General features: G+C 40.3%; 11 protein-coding genes and 1 pseudogene. 7 read left to right on the forward strand and 5 right to left on the reverse strand.

The annotated features are described in order from the left end of the window. Nucleotides 1-362: 362 nt before the first annotated feature. From IGI52_RS17330 to IGI52_RS17345, 4 genes are read left to right on the forward strand one after another with little or no spacing between them, the layout of a single operon-like run. Nucleotides 363-1868: a TIGR02677 family protein gene (locus tag IGI52_RS17330; protein ID WP_438781896.1), complete on the forward strand. Its 1506-nt coding sequence runs from the start codon at nucleotides 363-365 to the stop codon at nucleotides 1866-1868. Continuing rightward, nucleotides 1861-2997 carry a TIGR02678 family protein gene (locus IGI52_RS17335; RefSeq protein WP_438781898.1) on the forward strand — a complete coding sequence of 379 codons (1137 nt, stop codon included), beginning with the start codon at nucleotides 1861-1863 and terminating at the stop codon, nucleotides 2995-2997. Before IGI52_RS17330 ends, IGI52_RS17335 begins: the two co-directional genes overlap by 8 nt. Then, nucleotides 2984-7066: a TIGR02680 family protein gene (locus tag IGI52_RS17340; protein WP_438781899.1), complete on the forward strand. Its 4083-nt coding sequence runs from the start codon at nucleotides 2984-2986 to the stop codon at nucleotides 7064-7066. Before IGI52_RS17335 ends, IGI52_RS17340 begins: the two co-directional genes overlap by 14 nt. Next, on the forward strand, nucleotides 7063-8337 hold the full coding sequence (locus tag IGI52_RS17345; protein WP_216407808.1) for a TIGR02679 domain-containing protein: 1275 nt from the start codon (nucleotides 7063-7065) through the stop codon (nucleotides 8335-8337). The genes IGI52_RS17340 and IGI52_RS17345 overlap by 4 nt, the downstream gene beginning before the upstream one ends. A 615-nt stretch (nucleotides 8338-8952) precedes the next feature. Here IGI52_RS17345 and IGI52_RS17350 read toward each other — a convergent pair. From IGI52_RS17350 to IGI52_RS17365, 4 genes are all read right to left on the reverse strand, one after another. Beyond that, complete coding sequence (locus IGI52_RS17350; RefSeq protein WP_438781900.1) at nucleotides 8953-9237, reverse strand: hypothetical protein; 285 nt, start codon at nucleotides 9235-9237, stop codon at nucleotides 8953-8955. A 619-nt stretch (nucleotides 9238-9856) separates the two neighbouring features. Then, entirely contained in the window at nucleotides 9857-11614 is a 1758-nt protein-coding gene (locus IGI52_RS17355; RefSeq protein WP_438781901.1) for an ABC transporter ATP-binding protein, read from the reverse strand. Continuing rightward, complete coding sequence (locus tag IGI52_RS17360; RefSeq protein WP_438781902.1) at nucleotides 11611-13335, reverse strand: ABC transporter ATP-binding protein; 1725 nt, start codon at nucleotides 13333-13335, stop codon at nucleotides 11611-11613. Before IGI52_RS17360 ends, IGI52_RS17355 begins: the two co-directional genes overlap by 4 nt. Before the next feature lie 160 nt (nucleotides 13336-13495). Further along, a complete protein-coding gene (locus IGI52_RS17365) occupies nucleotides 13496-15034 on the reverse strand; it encodes a helix-turn-helix domain-containing protein (RefSeq protein ID WP_216407797.1) in 1539 nt (512 codons plus the stop codon). 589 nt (nucleotides 15035-15623) lie between these two features. On the opposite strand from IGI52_RS17365, the gene IGI52_RS17370 reads away from it, so the two are divergent. The 3 genes from IGI52_RS17370 to spx all read left to right on the forward strand — a co-directional run bounded on the left by IGI52_RS17370 (nucleotide 15624) and on the right by spx (nucleotide 19094). Then, nucleotides 15624-16403 carry a putative ABC transporter permease gene (locus tag IGI52_RS17370; protein ID WP_438781903.1) on the forward strand — a complete coding sequence of 260 codons (780 nt, stop codon included), beginning with the start codon at nucleotides 15624-15626 and terminating at the stop codon, nucleotides 16401-16403. 193 nt (nucleotides 16404-16596) lie between these two features. Continuing rightward, on the forward strand, nucleotides 16597-17781 hold the full coding sequence (locus IGI52_RS17375; RefSeq protein WP_438781904.1) for a 3D domain-containing protein: 1185 nt from the start codon (nucleotides 16597-16599) through the stop codon (nucleotides 17779-17781). A gap of 887 nt (nucleotides 17782-18668) precedes the next feature. Continuing rightward, the gene (gene spx, locus IGI52_RS17380; protein ID WP_438781905.1) at nucleotides 18669-19094 is read left to right on the forward strand and encodes a transcriptional regulator Spx; all 426 of its coding nucleotides are present in this window, start codon (nucleotides 18669-18671) and stop codon (nucleotides 19092-19094) included. 98 nt (nucleotides 19095-19192) lie between these two features. On the opposite strand, the pseudogene IGI52_RS17385 reads toward spx, so the two are convergent. Further along, nucleotides 19193-20538 (reverse strand): annotated as a pseudogene (locus tag IGI52_RS17385) (ISL3 family transposase). Nucleotides 20539-20880 lie beyond the last annotated feature (342 nt).

A 20880-nucleotide genomic window follows, 5' to 3' on the forward strand; every position in this document is an offset into this window, starting at 1 on the left:
TTAACACCAAATCAGATGGAGGAGTTGTCCCTACAAGCTTAATCATTGCCAGCCACCTACAATTTTTTGTGAGCATTCCGCTGGAGAATTCCTTCATCATTTCGATCAGCAATCAAATAAATTTTGTTTGATGGCTGGTCGAAACGATGAGAGGCTAATCCGTCGGAATCTCAAAAAAACTCTTAAATCATGTCCGATGTATTGACTCAAATCCAAAAAGTATATGGAGAGACAAGTGCCTTTTCTGTCTGGTCTAGTGTAGCTTATTCACCCAACTTGGGTTTAACTATGTGGTGAGTGATTCACATCTTTCTTTTTATGAGTGGTATAATGGCTACATTAAAAACAGGAGGGCTTTGAGTTTGAGTGGGAGTCAGGAATTAGGTCGGATAGAAGAAACTGCTTACTTGAATGCGGAAAATGTAGAACGTTATCGCTGGGTGATGCATTATTTCTTTACCCAGCATCGTCAAATGAATATGCTTCTTTATCGTGATGATGTATTGACATATGTTCAAGAAAAATTTGATGGTTATTATGGCGAGCGAGAGGTTGATCAGGATCTAGATCAGCTATATCAATGGGGCAACCTTTCGCGTCGGCAGGAGATGGGAGAACCTAAAAGTATCGAGGAGTATAAGAATCGTCGTTACCGTTATCAGATTACGGAAACGAGTATCCAAATTGAGGAGATGCTGGAACGATTAGGGACTGTAAGTGGCAACAGTCAAGGGAGACTAGATAAAAATGTTTTCCAGGAGTTATTGGATGGCTTGCAGGAGCTAGTTCAATCTGATCTTTTTGATGAAGAGGAAACACACAAGTTATGGGAAAGAATTGTCCGTTTGTTTAGCGATATTCAACGGAATACTTCGAATTATATGGGTTATCTTGCGAATGAAGCGGTAGTAAACTACATGCAGACGGAGAAATTTTTGATTTACAAGGATCAATTTGTCCAATATTTACGAGATTTTATTGTAACGGTTCAAGGTCTGCATTATCAGATTGAGCACCAACTGCAACTGGTTTCTCAGGAGAAGCTGAAATTGGTTTTTGAGAGTATGTTGGCGCGTGAGCGAAGGATTCCTCGAATCGATGGTTTTCAGTTGGATCAGGAACGGATCAAGAGTGAACTTTTTGGTAGTTTTCAAACGATGAAACGCTGGTTTATTGATGAGGGCGATAAAACGAGTGAATTTTCCACCTTGATTCGTTTGACCGAACAGATGATTCGTCGGATGACTGGTTTGATCCAGCAACTGAGCAGTCAGTTCAAGCAATATCAAAGTCGTCGTAAGGATTATTTACAATTGGCGCACTGGTTTGACGAAGTCGCTTCCTGTGATGAAGCGGCGAATCGTTTTGCCTCGATTTTTGGCAGTCTGACATGGAAGCATTATTATGGTGTCGAACCGATTGAAGGAACAAAAAACGAAAGTATTTGGAATTTATCGCCAGAGGTATTGCAGCTTGATTCCCGCAGCCGCAAGTCGCTCCTTAGTCAGCGAACGATCACCTATACAGTCGATCGCAAACTAAAAGAACAGCAAAGAGTGGAGATTGCTGAAAAGAAAAATGAATTACAGACCAAAATCGCCCAGTTTATAACGGATGGTGAGATCCGTTTGACAGATGATCTAATGGTTCCAAGTGAGATTCGTGTGGTTTTTCTTCAATGGATCAGTAGTAGCCTAGCAAAGGATGTCCAAGTGTTTGAAGAGGAACGGCTCGTTTCCACCAATTTAGGCTATCAAGTGGGAATCATGATCCAGCCTGAGAAGCGGATTACGATTCGTTCTGAAGATGGACTACTGGAGATGCCGCAAGTGACTATGAAGATCAAGGAGACCATAAGCGATGAATGAGGATGTTTTTTTAGCACTTGAGAGCTTGTTTGAACAGTTCTGGATTATTCGGGATGAGCAGCCAGAGTTGTATCGAATGATCCTGCGCAATCGCAAAGAGATTCGAAAAATTTTAAATGAACGCTTTGGCTTGAATTTGATTTATCATCCGCGTTTTTTTCAGGTGCAAAAGCGGCCAATCAAGCCGATGCCTTGGATGGGGATCGAGGGCTTTTCGGATCAAATGGATTATGCTTTGATGATGTGTGCCATGGCGTACACAGAAGAAAAGAATGAAAAGGAAGCCTTCTTACTGAGTGAATTGGTGGAGGAGCTCCAGCACAGCTATCCGCGAGAAAATTTTGTTGATTGGACCAACTATCGCCATCGCCGAAGTTTAGTACGTGTTTTGAAAAAGATGGTGGAATTTCGTTTGATCGAAGTGATTGAAGGAGAGACTGAGGATTTCTTAAGCGAGGGAGAAAATCGTGGCGATGTGCTGTATCAGGTCACGGTCTACAGCCGCTATTTCTTGGGACAGCGGCCGGAATCTTATAGTGATTTTGAGGATTTTTCGGAAATGCAGGCTAGCTTTGAACGAATGTATCCAATTGAGCGACCCCATCGGGTGTATCAACGCTTGCTTTTAGAACCGGTACTTTTGCGGACAGAGGAGACGCTTTCTGATTTTGAGTATTTGAGAAATCAATATACTTCGATCGAAAAATTTTGGGAACAGACCTCTTTCCGCTTTGAATTGACGAGAGATACGGCGATTCTTTCGATCAATCGCCGCAGAGGCGGAAATTATTTTCCGGCTTTCCGAGTGGTGGATGAGATTTTGCTACAGCTTGCGGAGGTCTTTCGGCTGGCTGATCAAGATTATGATGAATACGGGCGGATTCATTTGTCACGAGTAGCGTGGCGAGCGATTGTTGAAAAACTGAAGGATACAAATGATGAGTATTGGTCCAAGGAATATCGTGAGCTGACATTGACTGAATTGGACGAAACACTGCTGAAAACAGCCTATGATCATCATTTCTTAACTCATGATGAAACGGATGTGGTCATATTCCCTTCATTTGCACGAACAATCGGATATCTGAACACGGAAAAGGAAGGGGATACAACAAGTGGAGGAAAATAAATGGCAGCTTAGTCGAGCGGGACTATTTAATTTTTGGTATTATGACAATCAAATTTTCAATTTTGCCGATGGGAAGATTTTATTGCGGGGAACGAATGGCTCTGGAAAATCAGTCACAATGCAAAGCCTGCTGCCGGTGCTATTGGATGGTCGAACAGAGACGAAAAGGCTTGATTCCTTCGGCTCGAATGCGCGGCGGATGGAGGATTATCTGTTGGGCGAGGAAGAGGTGTCCAATCAGTCTGAACGGATCGGCTATTTGATGTTGGAATATCGAAAAAAAGGTACGGATGAGTATTTTACTTCAGGGATCGGCTTGTCGGCCAGACGAGGTGGCAGCCTGAATAAATGGTATTTTGTGATCACCGATGGGACTAGGGTTGGTCTTGATGGAATTGATTTGGTGGAGATGCTAGGAGCAGATCAATTTCAACCGCTGACCTTGAAACGCTTGAGAAATAAGTTGGAAATTGAGGGTAAAGGGAAGGTTTTTACCAAGCAAAAGGATTATGAAGCCTTCATCAATCAACGGATCTTCGGTTTTCAGTCGCTGGAGCAATTCGATGAGCTGATCAAGCTGTTGATACAGCTGAGAAGTCCGAAGTTGTCGAAAGATTTCAAGCCAACGGTAATTTACGAAATTCTCACCGCTTCTTTACCACCCTTGAAAGATGATGATCTGCAACCTTTGTCGCAAACGATTAATCAGATTGATTCTTATAGAGAGCAGCTGGAGCAGCTAGAGATCGAGACTCAGTCACTAGAAAGCTTATTAAAGGCTTACCGTCCTTATCGTAGCGAAAAAATTGGTCAATTAGCTTCAACTTGGCTAGAAAAGAAGAACTTATTGAGTCAGATCACGCAACAGCATCAAGCACTTAGTGAGGAATTAACCGCGACTAAAACTGAGCTGGCGGAAAATAGGAAGCAATCTGAAGCACTGATGATCCGGAAAGAGGTTGTACAGAAGAGCCTACAGCAATTACAGATGGATGATCGACTAAAATTAGTTGAAGAAGGACAACGATTGGAGAAACAGCTGGCAGAAAAAAAAGCTGAGCTACAAAAAATTCAAGAGAAATTGAAGAAAAAGGAGAAGCAGCTTGATCAAGAAATCAATCAGCTAGAAGCCCTTGCTCGAAAGATCGCCGTTTCTGAAAATGAACGGACGGAATATATTGAAAGCTTATTTGATTATGCGTCGGCTTTTGCTTTTGAGGAGGAAACGGAAGAGATTAAACGGCAGCTGCTCCAGCCAGAGGTAGACGCTCATTTGACATATTGGAAAAAGCAGCTTCATGAGAAAAAGGAACAATTAGGGGAAGCTAAACAGCACTTGATCGAAATCGATAAGCTGCGGGAAAAACAAAAGACTGCCGATTCAGCAGTTGGTGAGCAGGAGCAGAGAGTTGAAACGGATCAAAAGCATTTGAAGCATTGGGAAGAATTTGCTGGCACAGAATTGGAAAAATTGCGAGAGAATATCTATCAATGGAAGCAAGCTTTTTCTTTTGATCTATCCAGTGATCATTTTATTGAGTTGATCCAAAATATAGAGACCTTGGGAGAGACCTCGCAAAGCTTTGAACAGCTGAAGGAGCCGCTTTATCAAAGTATTCAAAAAATCAAAGCGGAATTGAACCAGCAGCGCTATCCGCTGACGAACCGTTTAAGGGAGCTGGAGCAAAAAACAGCGGAGTACCAAACTGAACGGAAGAATTGGCTAAAAAAGCAAGATCCAATCCCTTTACGGACTGCCGCAACGATTGAGAATCGTGAACACTTAGTAGGGAAAAAGCAGAAATTTTACAGCTTTTACGAAACGGTCGATTTCCAGCAGGAGATCGATATGGAGAGTCGAAATCGATTAGAATCGGCGATTGCTGAAGTTGGTCTGTTGGATGCCTTGGTCTCAATTGATTCCTTGACGATCGAAAGTGACCGCCAGCTTCAGCCGACCGGAGCGATCGTATTAGGAGAAACATTGGCGGATTACTTGCAACCGGAGACCAGTCTATCAGCAGCGTATCAAAATTTAGTGACGGAGATTTTGCATGAGATCCAGATTACCTCTGAAACGTTAGACGCAGGTATTACGATGACTCCATCGGGCAGCTATTCGGTGGCGTTGCTGCAGGGAGAAGCTCATATGGATTATCAAGCTAGCTATATCGGTAAACGGAGTCGTGAAGAATTTCGTGAACGGAAAATTACTGAGCTAGATCAGCTGATCACAGAGCTAAAGGTGCAACAAAATGAACTGATGAATCAAATAGATCAGTTGGATCAGTGGGAAGAAAAATTAGCTGAGGAGGTGCGGCAATTCCCAACCGACGCTGATTTTCAGATGGCGAAGAGTGAATTGAAGAAGGCTGAGATGCAGCTGAAGGATGATCAATGGCAGCTTCAACAGCTTCGGCAGCGCTTGAGCGAATTGCTGCAGGAGCTGCAGCAGACCCGGTTCACCTTTGACAAGGTACTCTCGGATTATTATGGTTCGAAGACCTATGAGGGATTGACCGATGGCATCAAGTCTATCGGTGATTTCGTGGATACTTTGGAAGATTTGCGGCTGAACCATGCACAACTCATCAATGACCAAACGCGTCATGGAGAAAAAGACTTATACATTAAGGATCTACAGGAGGAACAAGCGGAATTTCTGTTTGACCAAGGGGAAATCAGTCGGACCTTATCACGAACTGAACAGTTTTTAGCTGAGAATTATGCGCAACAGTCGTTAGAAGATATCGAGAAGCTACAGTCGGAATTTCGTCGTTTTAAGAAAGAGGAGCAGGAATTAGACGAAAACGAACGTAGCTTGATGAATCGCAAGGAGGCCTTGATCAAGCTGGAAACCAAAGCCGAGGCTGACCTAGAACGTGTCACCCAAGAGGAAATCGAGCTTCAGCAAATGGAGGAACTGTGGGGAAAGACTTACCGTGCGGAAACATTGCGTTTTAAAGTAGACAGGATTACCGACTTTGTTGAATTAGCCAAGACAGAAGCTCACCCAGTGGATTCAGATAAGCTGGCGAAAAGTGAAGAGGTCTTTGAAAATGCCTATCGCCGTTTTGAAAATGATTTATTAGAATATCGGCCGGTAGTTCGTATCGAGCAATCGATTTTGGAAGAGGAACTGTTATCTACTAGAGAGCTGGAATATTGGCGCATGATGAACAACCAAAAAATCGTCAATTTGGATGTCGACGGTCAGTATGAAGATCCATTTACAGTCCAAGAAAAAATTGAGCAGCAGATCGAGACGACTCGTCTTTACTTGAGTCAAGAGGACGAGCAGCTTTTCCGTCAAATCATTTTCGATTCTGTCGGTCAGGTGTTGCGCCGTTCGATTGAAAAGGCGCAAAAATGGGTGGCTCAAATGGATCAATTGTTGAAACGGCAGGGAAAAGAAAATTCTTCCGGCTTGACGCTGTCCTTAAAATGGTTGCCGAAGGATCCAGAGCACAAAGATGAATTATCGACCTCGCGTTTGATCGCCCTGCTGAAGAAACCAGTAGAAACCCTACAAGATACCGACCTATTAGCCATTCGTAATCACTTTGAGGATAAGATCAATTTTGCGAAGGAGCTGCAGGCGGGGGATGAAGGGAATGAAAGCTTGTACGATACACTGAGGGATATTCTAGATTATCGGAATTGGTTTGAATTTCAACTGTCCTTTAAAAAAGGAGATGTTAATTTCAAGACGATGAACAACAATCAATTCTTCAAGTTTAGTGGAGGAGAAAAAGCGATTGCGATGTACCTACCGTTATTTGCGGCAGTCTATTCCCGCTATCAGGATGCTAGTGCGAATGCGCCATACATCATTACTTTAGATGAAGCATTTGCGGGGATCGATGATAAGAACATCTCTGGATTGTTTGAGGCCTGTGAACAATTGGGTTTTAACTATGTTATGAACTCTCAATCATTACAGGGAGAGGTTTCAACAGTCACGAACCTGAATACCTATGAACTGATCCGACCTAAGAATTCCGCGGTAGTTTCGTTGCTTTGCTATCACTGGAATGGACGAAAGCTTCAGTTGGTGCTTGAAGAATGACAGCACAGGAGGGTTTAAAGAAAGCGGCTTTGCAGTATTTTGACAGCCCGGCTTTTCGAAAATTTTTTACTGAACTCGCGCGAAAGTTTTACCATCAAGGTAATTTTGGTAAAAGCGTTGGCTTTCAAAAATTTTCTAAAGAAGAGCTGTCAGAGCTGATGCATTTCATGGGTTTTAGTGAATGGGAATGGTCAAAAAGGCACAGTATCTCGGTGACCAAGTTTCTTCAAAGTTATCAGGAAAGTCGCTTTGCCAGTCTATCTTTTTCAACGGTGCTTGAATCGGTGCTTGGACAGCCGTTAAGCTACAAGCAGGAGATTTTTCAGGCAGAGCAGCGTGAGTATCAGCGTTTTGAAAGCATGCTACAAGAAAGCCTCTCAGGTCATGAAGCCTATTTATCAACGGAGAAAAAGAAAAGCTGGTTAAAAAGCTTTAAAACTGATCAAGACATATTATCAGTGGGTCTGACCAATCTGAAAAAGGCGTTGGATCATTTACCCGATCACTTTGAGAAACTGCCCTATTTTTCTTATCATTTGTTTCGCGATCCGCATCGTTTAGATCGGTCCACCGTAAGCGGACGTTTGTTTTTCGATTACCTAGAGTCAATCACACGACTGGTCACTCAAGAGCCTGCCTATATGGGCGATGCTGAATGGGAAAACGCGGTCTATGAAAATTTTTATTTGTTAAAGGATGACTCCTTCAATGCGGTTCAAATAAACGGGTTGACCGCCTATCAACAAGGAAAAGAGGTCCAGATGTGGACCGCGGCAGCTCAATCGGCTATCGCATGGAATGTTCCCCTGAAGCATATTTTAGAGGTCGATCGGATTGTACCGTTTGTGGGAAACAAGGTTCTATTCATTGAAAATTCCGGTGTTTTTTCGATTATCTGCGGTGCTTTTCCTCAGCTACCTATCGTGTGCTCCAGCGGGCAATTTCGTTATTCGGTCTGGAAAATAGCGGAAAAGCTTACTGCCAGCGGCGTTGAGATTTTTTATTCAGGTGATCTTGATCCTGCAGGGCTGCAGATAGCCCAGAAAATTCTGCGGCGCTTTGCTCCACAGGTTGTTTTGTTGCTAATGGATGAAGCGGCCTATCGCAAGGTTCCAAAAGAGGTAGAGCTATCAGAGGAACACCTCAGGCAATTAGGCTCCATCAATGAGCCTAGCTTAATAGCAGTCCGAGACTTGATGAAGATGGAGAAGCTAGCAGGCTATCAGGAAGGTCTGTTGGAAGAATTGTTTGAGCTTTTAGCTCAGTGGTAAAAAGTCTCGATATTAGTCTTTTTGTCTAATATCGAGTTTTTCGAAGAGTTTCCAATGGACCAAAACTACTTTTGGATTAAGGAAACCCCGGGGGAGAACTTGCGCTATTCATGACTGGGAATCAATCTAATTCTAGGGAAAAAAATAAAACTATTCTCAAATAAATGGGTATAACGAGTAATCTCTAGTAACATCAAAAAAAGATTGTCCCCTACGCATGTAATCGTTTTTTGTTATACTGACATATAAAATAGTTGGATACAACAAGATGTCTTAGTGTAACGCCAACAGAAGTATTTTTTTTGAGACTAGTGAGGGTCATCAAACTCTCTACTAGTCTTTTTGCGCATCCTTCGCTCAATTGGGTGGTGCAGATGGTTCACAACTGTCTAGTCGTAGATTCGATTCCTACAGGTGACATTTAATTAATGAAAGGCTATTGGAAACTAATTATAAAGGGATTTAGTCAATTGGCAACGTAATTTTTTGCAACTTAAGTGAGTTACTGGCGTATCCGTTATAAAATAGAATTGATTATGTGTATGATGATGTTTGATAAATTATAAAATTGACTCAGTTAATAGCTTTAGAAAAGGAATCTTAGAAATTAAGTATTTATACGATAATTTTCCCACAATTTACACTGTACCTGTATATAGCAATTTTTCTGTTATTCCAAAAAAATAGCCGCTTATTTTTGTGAAGAAGTAAAATCGCAAATAATGTCTTTATTGTCATTGGAGCTTTTCTATTCTGACGAAAAAACACAAGGTTTCCTTCATCATCGGGTTTTGCAGTAGTAAATTGAATCAGATTACCGCCTAAACGGGTATAAATACCCTTGTAGTCCTCATGAAAAGGATTCGCAGTTAATTGTTTTAATAATTCACCAGCCTTCATCTTGGACCTTCTTCCGTTGGAATATGCCTGACTACAAATTTATTAGTACAGGTATTACAAATATTTGATAGTCACTACTTTTCTTTGTAGAAGAAAATGGAAAGTTAAGTCGGACCGTTGCAACAGAGTACAATGGCCCTATCCAACCTATTTTTTCTGATATCGTTTGCCATCACATAAATATTATGTTTTTTTACATCTAGATTTTTTTCATACATTTCTTTTTCCAATTTTAACGAACTTGATCCATCATTTCAAACTCAATTTTACCTTGATTTTTTATGTTCAGGTTAGAAAGAATGCCAATTAAAGAGTGCTTCTTCAACAAAACCGAACACTTCCAGCTTGTCGTTATACGATAGGATAAGTTGATAAAGCTGTTTTAGTGTTTGTTTATGTGGGAGACATCTTCAAGTTTTTGCAAATTTGATATGAGTCTTGTTATCTCTAGCGATGTATCGTTTAAGTTTTATATGATACAAATGGAAAAATATATGTATGAACAATACAAACAAAAAACCATACTAAGAAAGAAGGTGGAGAGATGCTAACTCATTCTACGTTCTTTCTTAGTATGATTGATGAAAAAATGAAATCTATAATAATTTGTCTAAAAAAATCAACTCTGTGAAAACTGAGCCTCATATAACTTTTTATAAAATCCGTTTTTTTGCAGGAGTTCCTGATGATTGCCGACTTCAAGGATGTGCCCGTGATCTAGAACCAGGATCTGATCAGCGTTTTGGATCGTTGATAGGCGATGAGCAATCACAAAGCTGGTATGATTTTTCATCATTGCAAGAAAGGCACTTTGGATTTTTTGTTCAGTCAAGGTATCGACGGAACTGGTTGCTTCATCAAGGATCAGCATTGATGGCTGACTGATCATGGTACGGGCGATCGTCAACAATTGCCGCTGACCATCCGAAAGCTTGATGCCAGCTTCGCCAACGATCGTATCTAGTTTATCTGGCAAACGCATCACAAAATCATACATATAGGCATTTTTTAATGCAGAATAGATTTCTTCATCGGTGGCTGATTTGCGACCGTAACGGAGATTGGCTCTTAAACTACTATCCATCAACCACGTTTCCTGCAAGACCATCCCGAACTGTTGCCGCAAACTATCACGGGTTAAATGACGAATATCTGTGCCATCAATCGCAATCTTGCCTTTATCGACTTCATAGAAGCGCATCAGAAGATTAACCAAGGTCGATTTTCCAGCACCGGTTTTTCCGACAATAGCGATGGTTTCACCTGGTTCAACGGTTAAATTGAAGTCTTCGATTAACGGCTGGTCTTTTTGATAAGCAAAGTCCACATGCTCGAAAACCACTTTTCCTTTTGCATCCGATAACGTAATCGCATCCGGATCATCGGCTTGCTCAACGGGTTCCTTCAGTAATTCAAAGGAACGATCGAGTCCGGCGATGGCTGTTTGAATCTGGATCGTGATACCAGATAGTTCAATAAATGGCTTCGTAAATTGACTGGAATAGATCGTAAAGCTGGAAATGATCCCAATCGTCACTCCGCTGTCAGTCTTTAATGCTAACAATCCACCCACGAGCCCAACCATCAGATACGCTAGATGGTCAATAAAACGTGAAGAGGGATTAGTCAATGATGACGCGAATTGTGCCTTTTGTCCACGAACATAGAGCTCTTGATTCAAGGCTTCGAAGTTCGTTTGGTTTTGGTTTTCACGTTGGAAGGCTTTGACGATTTTTTGATTGCCCACCATTTCCGTAATGAACCCCGAGATTGAACCGACTAATTGCTGCTGGCTGGTAAAGTATTGCTGCGAAGTACGAGCCACGATATAGGTGATCAAAAAGATGATCGGGGTTGCCACCAATACAACTAATGTCAACATTGGACTTAGATACAGCATAAAGACTAAAGCGACTAAGACGACGGTCATGCCGGAGAATACCTGATTGAAGACCGCAGAAATCGCGGTAGAGATATTATCCATGTCATTCGTAAAGCGGCTGACGATATCGCCTTTTGAGCTTTGATCGTAATAGCTCAATGGCAGCTTATTCAAATGAGTGAAGGTTTCTTCCCGCAATTTAGCGACTGAGTCAAACGCTACGGTGTTCCCCAAGCGTTGAATAAAGTATTGACTGACCACTGTTACTAAAAAGATTCCGACAAACAATTGAAGAATCTGGAAGAGCCGGGTAAAATCAACGGCCCCTTGATTAACCATCTGATCGACAGCGACACCGATGTAATAGGTCATCAGCACCGAGGTGATTCCGCTGGCGATTCCCAGAATGATCGCCGCGATCAATTCCTTCGGATAAGCAGCTAGGTAAGGGATGAACAATTTTAATGAGCGGAAAAAGTTTTTCTTCTTGATCATTGAGCAGCCCCGCCTTCCTCTTGAGATTTGACCAGCTCTTGATAAAGTGTGGATTCCTGCAGCAAGATTTCATGTTTTCCTTGTGCTGCGATTGTTCCATTATCCATCAACAAGATCGTTTCAGCGTCTTGGATCGAACGCAAACGTTGCGAAATAATGATCACGCCGCAATCTAGATCACGTTTCAACGCTTGGCGTAAATCTAAGTCAGTTTGATAATCCAAGGCGGATAAGGAATCATCCAAGATCAGCAATTTTGGTTTGCGGATTAATGCGCGGGCGATCGTCAAACGCTGACGCTGTCCGCCAGAGAAGTTCTTTCCATTTTCCAGGATCATTGTATCTAATCCTTTGGGCAAGGTTTCGACGAATTCGCTAGCTTGAGCGGTGGCTAAAGCTTGCCAACATTCTTCATCTGTTGCGTCGGATTTGCCCCATTGCAGATTTTCCCGGATCGTTCCGCTGAATAAGACTGCTGTTTGGGGAACGATTGCGATCTCAGAACGCAAGCTGTCCAGTGTCCAATCCTTAACATTGCCTCCAGCGAAGCTCACCGTTCCCTTGGAAGCATCATAAAAACGCGGAATCAAACTGATTAAGGTAGATTTTCCACTACCTGTTGCCCCGGTAATACCGAGGATTTTGTTTTCCTGTAAGGTGAAGGAAACATCCTGTAGAGCAAGTCCTGATTTTTCTGTATAACGAAAATCGACGTGATTGAAACCAATCAATGACGCTTGTTCATCTGCTTCTTTAATCGTGCCATTATCAGCTAAAGTCGTGTCGGTAGCAAAGACTTCATTGATACGATTGGCAGAAGCTGCTGCGCGAGTGAAGAGCACGACTAGGTTGGAAACGACGATCAAGGCTAGGAGCATTTGGTTCATATAGTTGATCAAGGCCAAGACTTGTCCCTGCTCTAAATGACCAATATTAACTTTGAAGCCGCCAAAATAGAGCAGGGCAACAACGCCGGCATTCATAATTAAGGTCGTGCTAGGAGAGAGCAGCGCAGAAATGTTCGCTACTCGCTGATTTAAGCGAGAAATGACTTCGGTTTCTTCATTGAAATGCTTGGTTTCTGTCTTTGTCCGAGCAAAGGCGCGAATCACGCGGACACCGCTCAAGTTCTGAGTAACCAATAGATTCAACTGATCTAGTTTTTGCTGAATTTTTTTGTATAACGGCACTGAAAAATGAATAATCAAAAAGAGTATCAGACAGAAAAGAGGGAGTAAAATTAAGAAAATCAGGCCCATCTGCCAATCAATGTAAAACGCCATAATAACCGAACCAATACTTAAAAATGGTGCACGAACAACTAGACGAATCAGCATCGCCAGAGCCCCCTGCATTTGATTGATGTCATTAGTCATGCGAGTGATCAAGGTATCCGTGCCGAAGCGATTTAACTCATTATGGGAAAAGCTGTTGATTTTTTCCATCAAGCGATTTCGCAAAACAGTGCCGAAACCCTGTGAGGCGATCGAAGCATAATATTGACAGACTAAAGCGCAGAGCAGTCCAACGATCGATAGACCCAGCATGGCGACTGTCATCTCGATCACCCTGCTTTGATCGTGGCGGGCGATGCCTTCATCAACCAAGCGAGCCATGAATAGCGGCAGGATCAGTTCGAAGACGGCTTCCAAAAATTTGAAAAATGGGCCAAGGATGATCTGTTTACGATAATCTTTGGCGTAACGTAAAAGCTGAAACATGTAGGTTCCTCCAATATATATAAAGTAGCTAATAAGCAAAATAGGATCGCTTCTATTGTAACTTACTTGTCAAACAAGTCCGAAGAATATACTTAGAATTGTCAGAAAAGCTATTCATTGCTTAGAAGACAGGTCAAATAAAAAAGAGTGAAAAATTCTTTCACTCCTTTGTAACTTCTTCAATTTTAGATAGCTCATGTTGCTTTGAGAGATCGCTGATTGTTTCTTGAATGAAATTCCTGCTTTGATTAGTGATGAATGGATCAATCACGACGACTGGGTAATCTTTTGGCAAACCTTCGGATGAACCTGTTGTGATTAGACAATCATAATTTTTCAATTCTTTTTTTAGATTAGGTAAACCACCCGATAATTTTTCAAAGTGCGTAATAGTGAAGTTACCATAGATATTTTCAGAAATCTGTTTTGCTAAAAAGGTCTCTTCTGTTGGGGCTAAATCAGATAATAACAAAATTTTTAGCGGTTGATCCTGACTTGCCAGCCATTCCATACTATATACTTCTGTCGTGATTAATAGATACACATAATTTTGGATAAAGTCCTTTTCTTGATACATATTATATTTTTTCACAAATCGTTCTACCAATGTACGGATTTTTTGAACGCCGCGCTGATAAACCTTTGAAGCTTGTTCGACAAATACAGAACGATTACGCCAGAGTACGCCAATATATTTTCCATTTGGATCACACAAGTATAAATCGTTGCATAAAACAGTGGCGATATCTAAACGATTCAAGTTGCTGAGGCGATTTCCTAACATCTCATCAAATTCTTTAGCTAAAGCATAGTGTTGCACGAATAATCTTCGGTATTTAGGATTATCCAGTAATGCGACTTCTCGATGTAGCAAACTAAAGACAATAGCGTCTGAAAAAGTTAGCCAGAGAGTGTCTTGAATCATGTCCATAGTGAGCTTCAATCCTACCCCTTCTTTAACGGCCTGCTTTAATTTATTATAGGAAATACCTGTTGGAAGAAGAATGGCATTTCTTCTTAATTCTTTTTTAGGAAACTCATGTCCGCTTTTTAGTCGCCAAAAACTAATATACATATTGTAGATCAAACGTTTCTCATAAACATATTTCTCATGAATACAGTTCATTTCGATAAACTCTTGGATATATGTTTCGATGATGTGATAATGCTCAGTCGGTAGTTTAGGCAGAGTACTTTCGAAGGCACTTTGTCGTTCAGTATAAAAGCGATAATAGAAATTTCGAATTTCACCTTCGTTTCCTTCTAATCGTAGTGGACGATAATGAAGTTCCATTCCTGCTTCAGTTAGGGTAGTTTCGATTTTTTTTAAATACCGTTGAGTATTAGAAGAGCTTAAATATAGTTTTTTAGAGAGTGCAGTAATATTTTCGCATTCTTCATACAGAAGTTCCTCGATGATTTGAAATTCAGGACAGGCATTTAGAAAATCCGCATAGATACTCCCGAGGCTCATTGATTTATCCATGACAAGACGAAACAAGCCCTTCACTTTGAGAATTTGGAGGACATTTGGTTTTTCAGAATTGATCAAATCGATATCGTTCAATAGGATCGGCAGGGAACAGTTCAGCAAGCTTAATAATTGAGCACTAGATAGACCATCTCGTTGATAGTATAAATGCTCTAACAACAACAAGCGGCGTTTATTGCTGGTTCCTAAAGTTGTGCGAAAATCCATCGTCGTTACCTCCTACTTTTTTGAAGTCAATATTTTTGACTAAATAAAACTTTTTACGAAAATAATAAATCGATAATTTTCAATTACTGAAAGTGACAATGTTTAAAATAAATATACAGATATAGTAACAATAGTCCTTCGATAAAAACGTTTTCTATATAAAAATCATAAAGGGAGGAACCGTTAAAAACAAGCTTTAATTGTAAATACATGAAAAAAATAAGTGCTTTCTAATGTGTTGAATCAGCCATTTTTATAGTCGATTACTTACTTCGTTGGGTTGAGTCAACGAAATTTTCCGAAAAATTGGCTACAGAAAATACAACACTTAATGGACAAGTCTAGTTAGCGAAAAAATGTTAACTGAAAGGTAGCTACAAGAGTTTTCGCTGCTACAGTTGAAGCGGACTATCCACAAGGTTATGCAGAACCAAGTTCATTTCCTATAGAGAATTCAATAGTTAGACAGGCAGGACGCTTTCTAAAGTTAAGCACAAGGCACATTGTGGAAGCTTTACCCATGAAACTAGCATTTTCTGACTATCCGTGGAATAATGAAAGCCAAGCATTCGTTTAATGGAGGAAGAAAATGGAAAAAATATTTACGATCATTGTGCTCTTATTTTTTTGCTATTCATTTATTGGTTGGTTATGGGAGACGATTTATTGTTCGATCAAGGCGAAACATTTCGTGTATCGCGGCTTCCTATTAGGACCGATCACACCGATCTACGGTTTTGGAGTCGTTGGTGTGCTTTATTTTATTGAGCCCTATCAGCAGAATATCGTGCTCCTGTTTTTCTTAGCTCTGATTCTCGTGACCGCCTTGGAATATCTGACCAGCTTTTTATTAGAGAAAATTTTTCATCTAACATTATGGGATTATAAGGATGTTCCATTGAATATCAATGGACGGGTGGCCATACCAGTCTCCATCTTTTGGGGCATTGCCTGTGTGTTTATCGTTCGCGTCTTAAACCCTTATTTAATGACTGTCGTGAACAGCTGGCAGCAGCGCTTTGGAATTTTTCTACCGATGTTTCTATTAATGCTAACAAGTTTTGATCTAGGTTTTACCCTAGCGAACCTTGCATCATTGCGTCAGGCGATAAACAAGATGAGTGCTACGATCCAAGATAAGAAAGAACAGCTGCAAGCAGATCTTGGAGAATTAAAGGTAGCAGCTGAAGAACGTCGCCAGGGTTGGATGGCTGAAATCAAAGAACAGCCTGAGTGGCGTAAACAACTGCCAAGGCTGAATTTCCAAGAACGCCGCTTCTTGAATAGCTTCCCAAATATGAAATCGAAGGAAATAAAAAGCCCTTTAGAGGAAATTCGCCAGTTATCTAAAGAGCTGCGAAAAAAATAATATTACAAAAATATGACAAAAGATAGTCCTTTCAAAGCTTGAAGGGACTATCTTTTTTATGGTGTCTAGGAAAAATAAAGCAAATGTTACTAAAACATGTTTCGTTTTGTAATGAAATGTAATGTTGGTGAAACAAAAAGTCCGTCATTTTCTCGTATAATAACTGAGGGTAAATAGAAAGGTGGACTTTTAAGTGAGAAAGCAAACGTTTGGGTTCGTTGCCACGCTATTGTTGGGTGCTAACGTACTTTTACCAGTCTTTGCACAGGCAGAGTCACTGAATGAGTTAGATAAAAAAGAATCCGCAATCGCCCGACAAAGCGACAAGATCAGCGGAGAGTTACAAATCGCACTGAATGATGTCAACGAAAAATATCAAGAAGTTAACGATATTCGGACAAAAATCAGTGAGAATGAAGCAGTTTTGGAAAAGACCAAAACAGATATTGTGGAAACAGAAAAGAAGATTGAACAGCGTAAAGAAGCAATTGCAGAGCGGATGAAAACTGCTCAAGTCAATGGTATGACGGATCGTTCGATTAATGCATTATTGGAATCAAAGGATCTTGGTGAGTTTTTGAATCGTGCCTTTGCGATGTCCGTTATCCAAAATGCAGAGAAAACAAAAGTTGCTAGTCTAGGCGAGGCCAAAGAAAAATTAACTGAATTAAAAGCAACACAAGAAAAAACACAAGCCCAATTAAAACAAAATAGTCAAAGTCTGGAAGCTGAAACGACGAAGTTAGATGAAAAAATGGCCAACTTGAAGCAAGAGTTAGCCGATAATAAAACTAGTTTAGAAAAAATCAGCCAAGACAAAGAAGTAGAAAAAGCCCGCCAAGCTGCTGAAAAAGCACAAGCGGAGAAAGAAGCAAAAGCATCCGAGGTTGCAAAAGCGGCGGAAGCTGAAAAAGCATCAAAAGCTGCGACAGCACAGTCACAAGAAAAGGCGAGGGCTGAAGCGTCATCGCAAGCCTCTGCACAATCGTCAAAACCAGCTGCATCAGCGTCAAGTTCACAACAAACAACACAAACAAGTGAACAACCAAAACAAGAACCAGCGCAACCAGCACCAAGCACACCGACGACATCCGGTCGTACGATGCAAATGGAATCAACGGGTTATTCATGTGCAGAGTCAGTGAATACATTTTTTACAGCGATGGGGATCGACTTACGTCAAAACCCACAGGTTGTAGCTGTTGATCCAAGTGTCATTCCATTAGGTTCAATGGTAGAAGTATCTGGCTATGGAATTGCAATCGCTGGTGATACCGGTGGTGCCATCAAAGGAAATATTATTGATGTCCATTTTCCAACGGTTGAACAATGTATCCAATGGGGACGTCGTTCAGTAACTGTGACCGTTATTAGTTAAGACAAGTTAAGCACCGTTTGAGATCATAGGATTTCAGACGGTGCTTTTTTTGCGTATTTAGTCGTTATTCTGAATGATAAGATTATCTAAATGACTTTCTATTTGTTCTACGTCCAACTTATTTGTGAAGTTAAACTAAAAAGCTTTCAATCACAGAGCTAGGTGTTACACACCAAAAATGTTAATTCAGACTCGGTTAAAAAATGTAGAAGAGCTAAATTGTAGGTAAAAAAATCGTTATTGGAAAATAGGTCCGAATGGCAAATTATTGATGATGACACATAAATATGTTCAATTGTTGCTTAATATTCAAACAGAACCGTTTGATTCGCGGAATTATTCTTTTTAGAGATAGTAAATAGTAAGAAAGCTATTGACTACACTAAAACGTAATCATAGATTCTTTGGAAAACGAACATAGCGTGTCAGAAAAATGGAAATAATTATAACAAACAGAACTTGATACCATAGTCATTCAAATGATCACTTAGAGACCTCTAATAACATTAACAATGCTAGCTTATATTTAGGAGAAAAACTAAATAATAATAAAAAGAACTATTTTATCATCCTCAATCATCTTTTACTTTGTTAAAGAAATAATTGAGTAATCACCTCTTTTGTACATTACGAGTGTTATCTAATGTTTCTATACAAGAAACTTTATAAAGCTTGTACTACTTATAATCTTTCTATCATGTCATGTATACCTTATTTAGAATAAGTATTATTTTAAGTTATAATATAAAATTTTTCATTGTGACTAAGTATCATTTTTTGATACTTAAGAAAGTGAATTGTTTAACATATGCCTGTAAATCTTGTATTGTAATAGGTGTAGAACAACTCGTGTTATTAAAATAATGAATTAGAAGGGTGAATGTAAAATGATTAAATTGTATACGTCAGCTAGTTGTACATCATGTAGGAAAGCAAAAGCTTGGTTAATAGAAAATGGACTTGAGTTTGAAGAAAGAAATATTATGTCTAATCCGTTAACGAAGGACGAAATTAAAGAAATTCTCTCAATGACTGAAACAGGAACAGATGAAATTATTTCCACACGTTCAAAGGTCTATGAAAAATTAGACGTTGATTTCGATGAGCTATCTCTAAGCGAATTGGTCGATATCATCGAAAAATATCCAAGCTTATTGAGACGTCCGCTTGTTTTTGATGAAACGAAATTCCAAGTCGGTTACAACGAAGATGAGATCCATCAGTTTATTCCGAGAGAAGTTCGCAGAGTGACTTCGAAGAAAATGGCTAGAGTCTTGCTTTACATGGATTTGCAAAAAGAAAGTCTTGTATAAAGACATAATTATAGATAAATCCCCATCCCGTTCTTTTGGCTCTTCGTCAATGAGTGTTGGTGAAGAAATTCAATAGAATAATCAAGATACTCACACGGCTAGACAGCTATCTTGTCTAGCCGTGTTGTTGTTCTGGCTTTAGTTAGTTGGGTAGTGTTCTTAGTTTTCTTGAAATATTTTCCTCGATATAAAAAGATTCGTTCTCGGTAGTTTTGAAAGTTTCTAAAGCCATAGGCAATTCGTTTTAGTACTTTGATATGGTTGTTCAAACATTCTATAGGGCCGTTGGAATAGGGAACGCGCAACGCTCGTTTGATTTCTGTTTGGTATTTCTTGAAGGTCGTGAACACTGGTTGGTAGTGCTCTGGCAACTCCTTGTAGTCTTCTTTTAGGAGCGCGACGAATTCAGGAACATCTTGTCTTCTGATGGCGGAAAGAAAATCCTGGTAGACTTCGTAGCCTCGCTTTAAGGAGTCATCATAAGATAATAGCCGATCGACTATCTCCGCTTCTGTCAGATGATCTCGAAATGACGGACGCCAGTAGCGATGTTGACCCTTCAATTCCCACGCATTCTTTTGAAGTAGTCTCCAGTATTTCTTTAAGTGCTTCGACCGACGATCCCCTTTTTTAAAGGTCTTCATTACTTGAATTCGGTGGTTGGTAAAGGCTCGACCGATGTGTTGGCTAATATGAAAGCGATCGGCGACAATTCGGGCATTCGGAAAACACTCTTTCACCAATGTGCGATAGGGTGTATAGAAATCTGAAACCACTAGACGCACTTGTTCACGGACTTTTCTAGGGTAACGCAAGAAATAGTCGCGTAAAGGATCGAGTTGCCGATTTTCCACAATATCAATCAGTTGATGGGTTTTGCCGTCCATCATGACAAAGCTCATGGCTCCCGAGACGTTTTTCACCGATTTGAATTCATCGAAACACACCACTTCTGGTAACGGCTGGTTCAAAGAAACGGTTTTAGGCCGAAGGCTGCGAAGTATTCGAATGACAGTGGTCGGAGAAATGTGCTTCATACGTGCAATCAAAGACATAGAAATAGGCTCACTTAATAGCTCAAGAATGGCTTGGCTTGTTTGACTCTGCGGGCAATGGAGCAGCGACGATCACTAACTGAATCTTCTGCTAAAAAAGTCTTTCCACAGTGTTTACATTTGAAGCGCTGTTTGTTAATCCGCAGAATGGTCTTGTAGTTACTGACATCATTCAATAAGATGGATACTTTTTTCCAGCCCCATTTAATGATCGTTTGCTTATTTTGATAGTGACAATGGAAGCATTCCTCTGGTTGATAGGTCAATGTGCCATCAAAAACAAAACATGTTTCGTCATTGATTCGCTCTTTGCGAAAGGCATCTTCATGAAAGATAAGATTTAGGTCTAGAATATCTAGTAACTCTTTGGTAAACTCTGAATAGGACATCTTGAAACACTCCTTTGAATGGTTTTCGTCGACTTTATTCTAAAGGATTTCAAGGTGTCTGTTTGCGTTTATTAGAAAAAAGAAAAAGTATTGGCAACAGAAGGCGTCACCAACACTAGATATTATAGAGCCGTTCTTTTTTGTTGGTAGGAACAGGCTGGGGATTATTTTGCGAGTTAGGCCTTTCGCAGTGTATTAAGTTTGAAGTATAGATATGATTTTTTAACAAATTAATGAACAAGCAGTTTAGCCTAATCGTATGCGTACGAGAATAGAAGTCATTTTTCACGCTTTTGGAAAAATGATTACCATTCAACTGAGCTAGCTGCGAGTTAAGCTTCT

Source organism: Enterococcus sp. DIV0187, from assembly GCF_051713785.1.
Taxonomy (GTDB): domain Bacteria; phylum Bacillota; class Bacilli; order Lactobacillales; family Enterococcaceae; genus Enterococcus_A; species Enterococcus_A avium.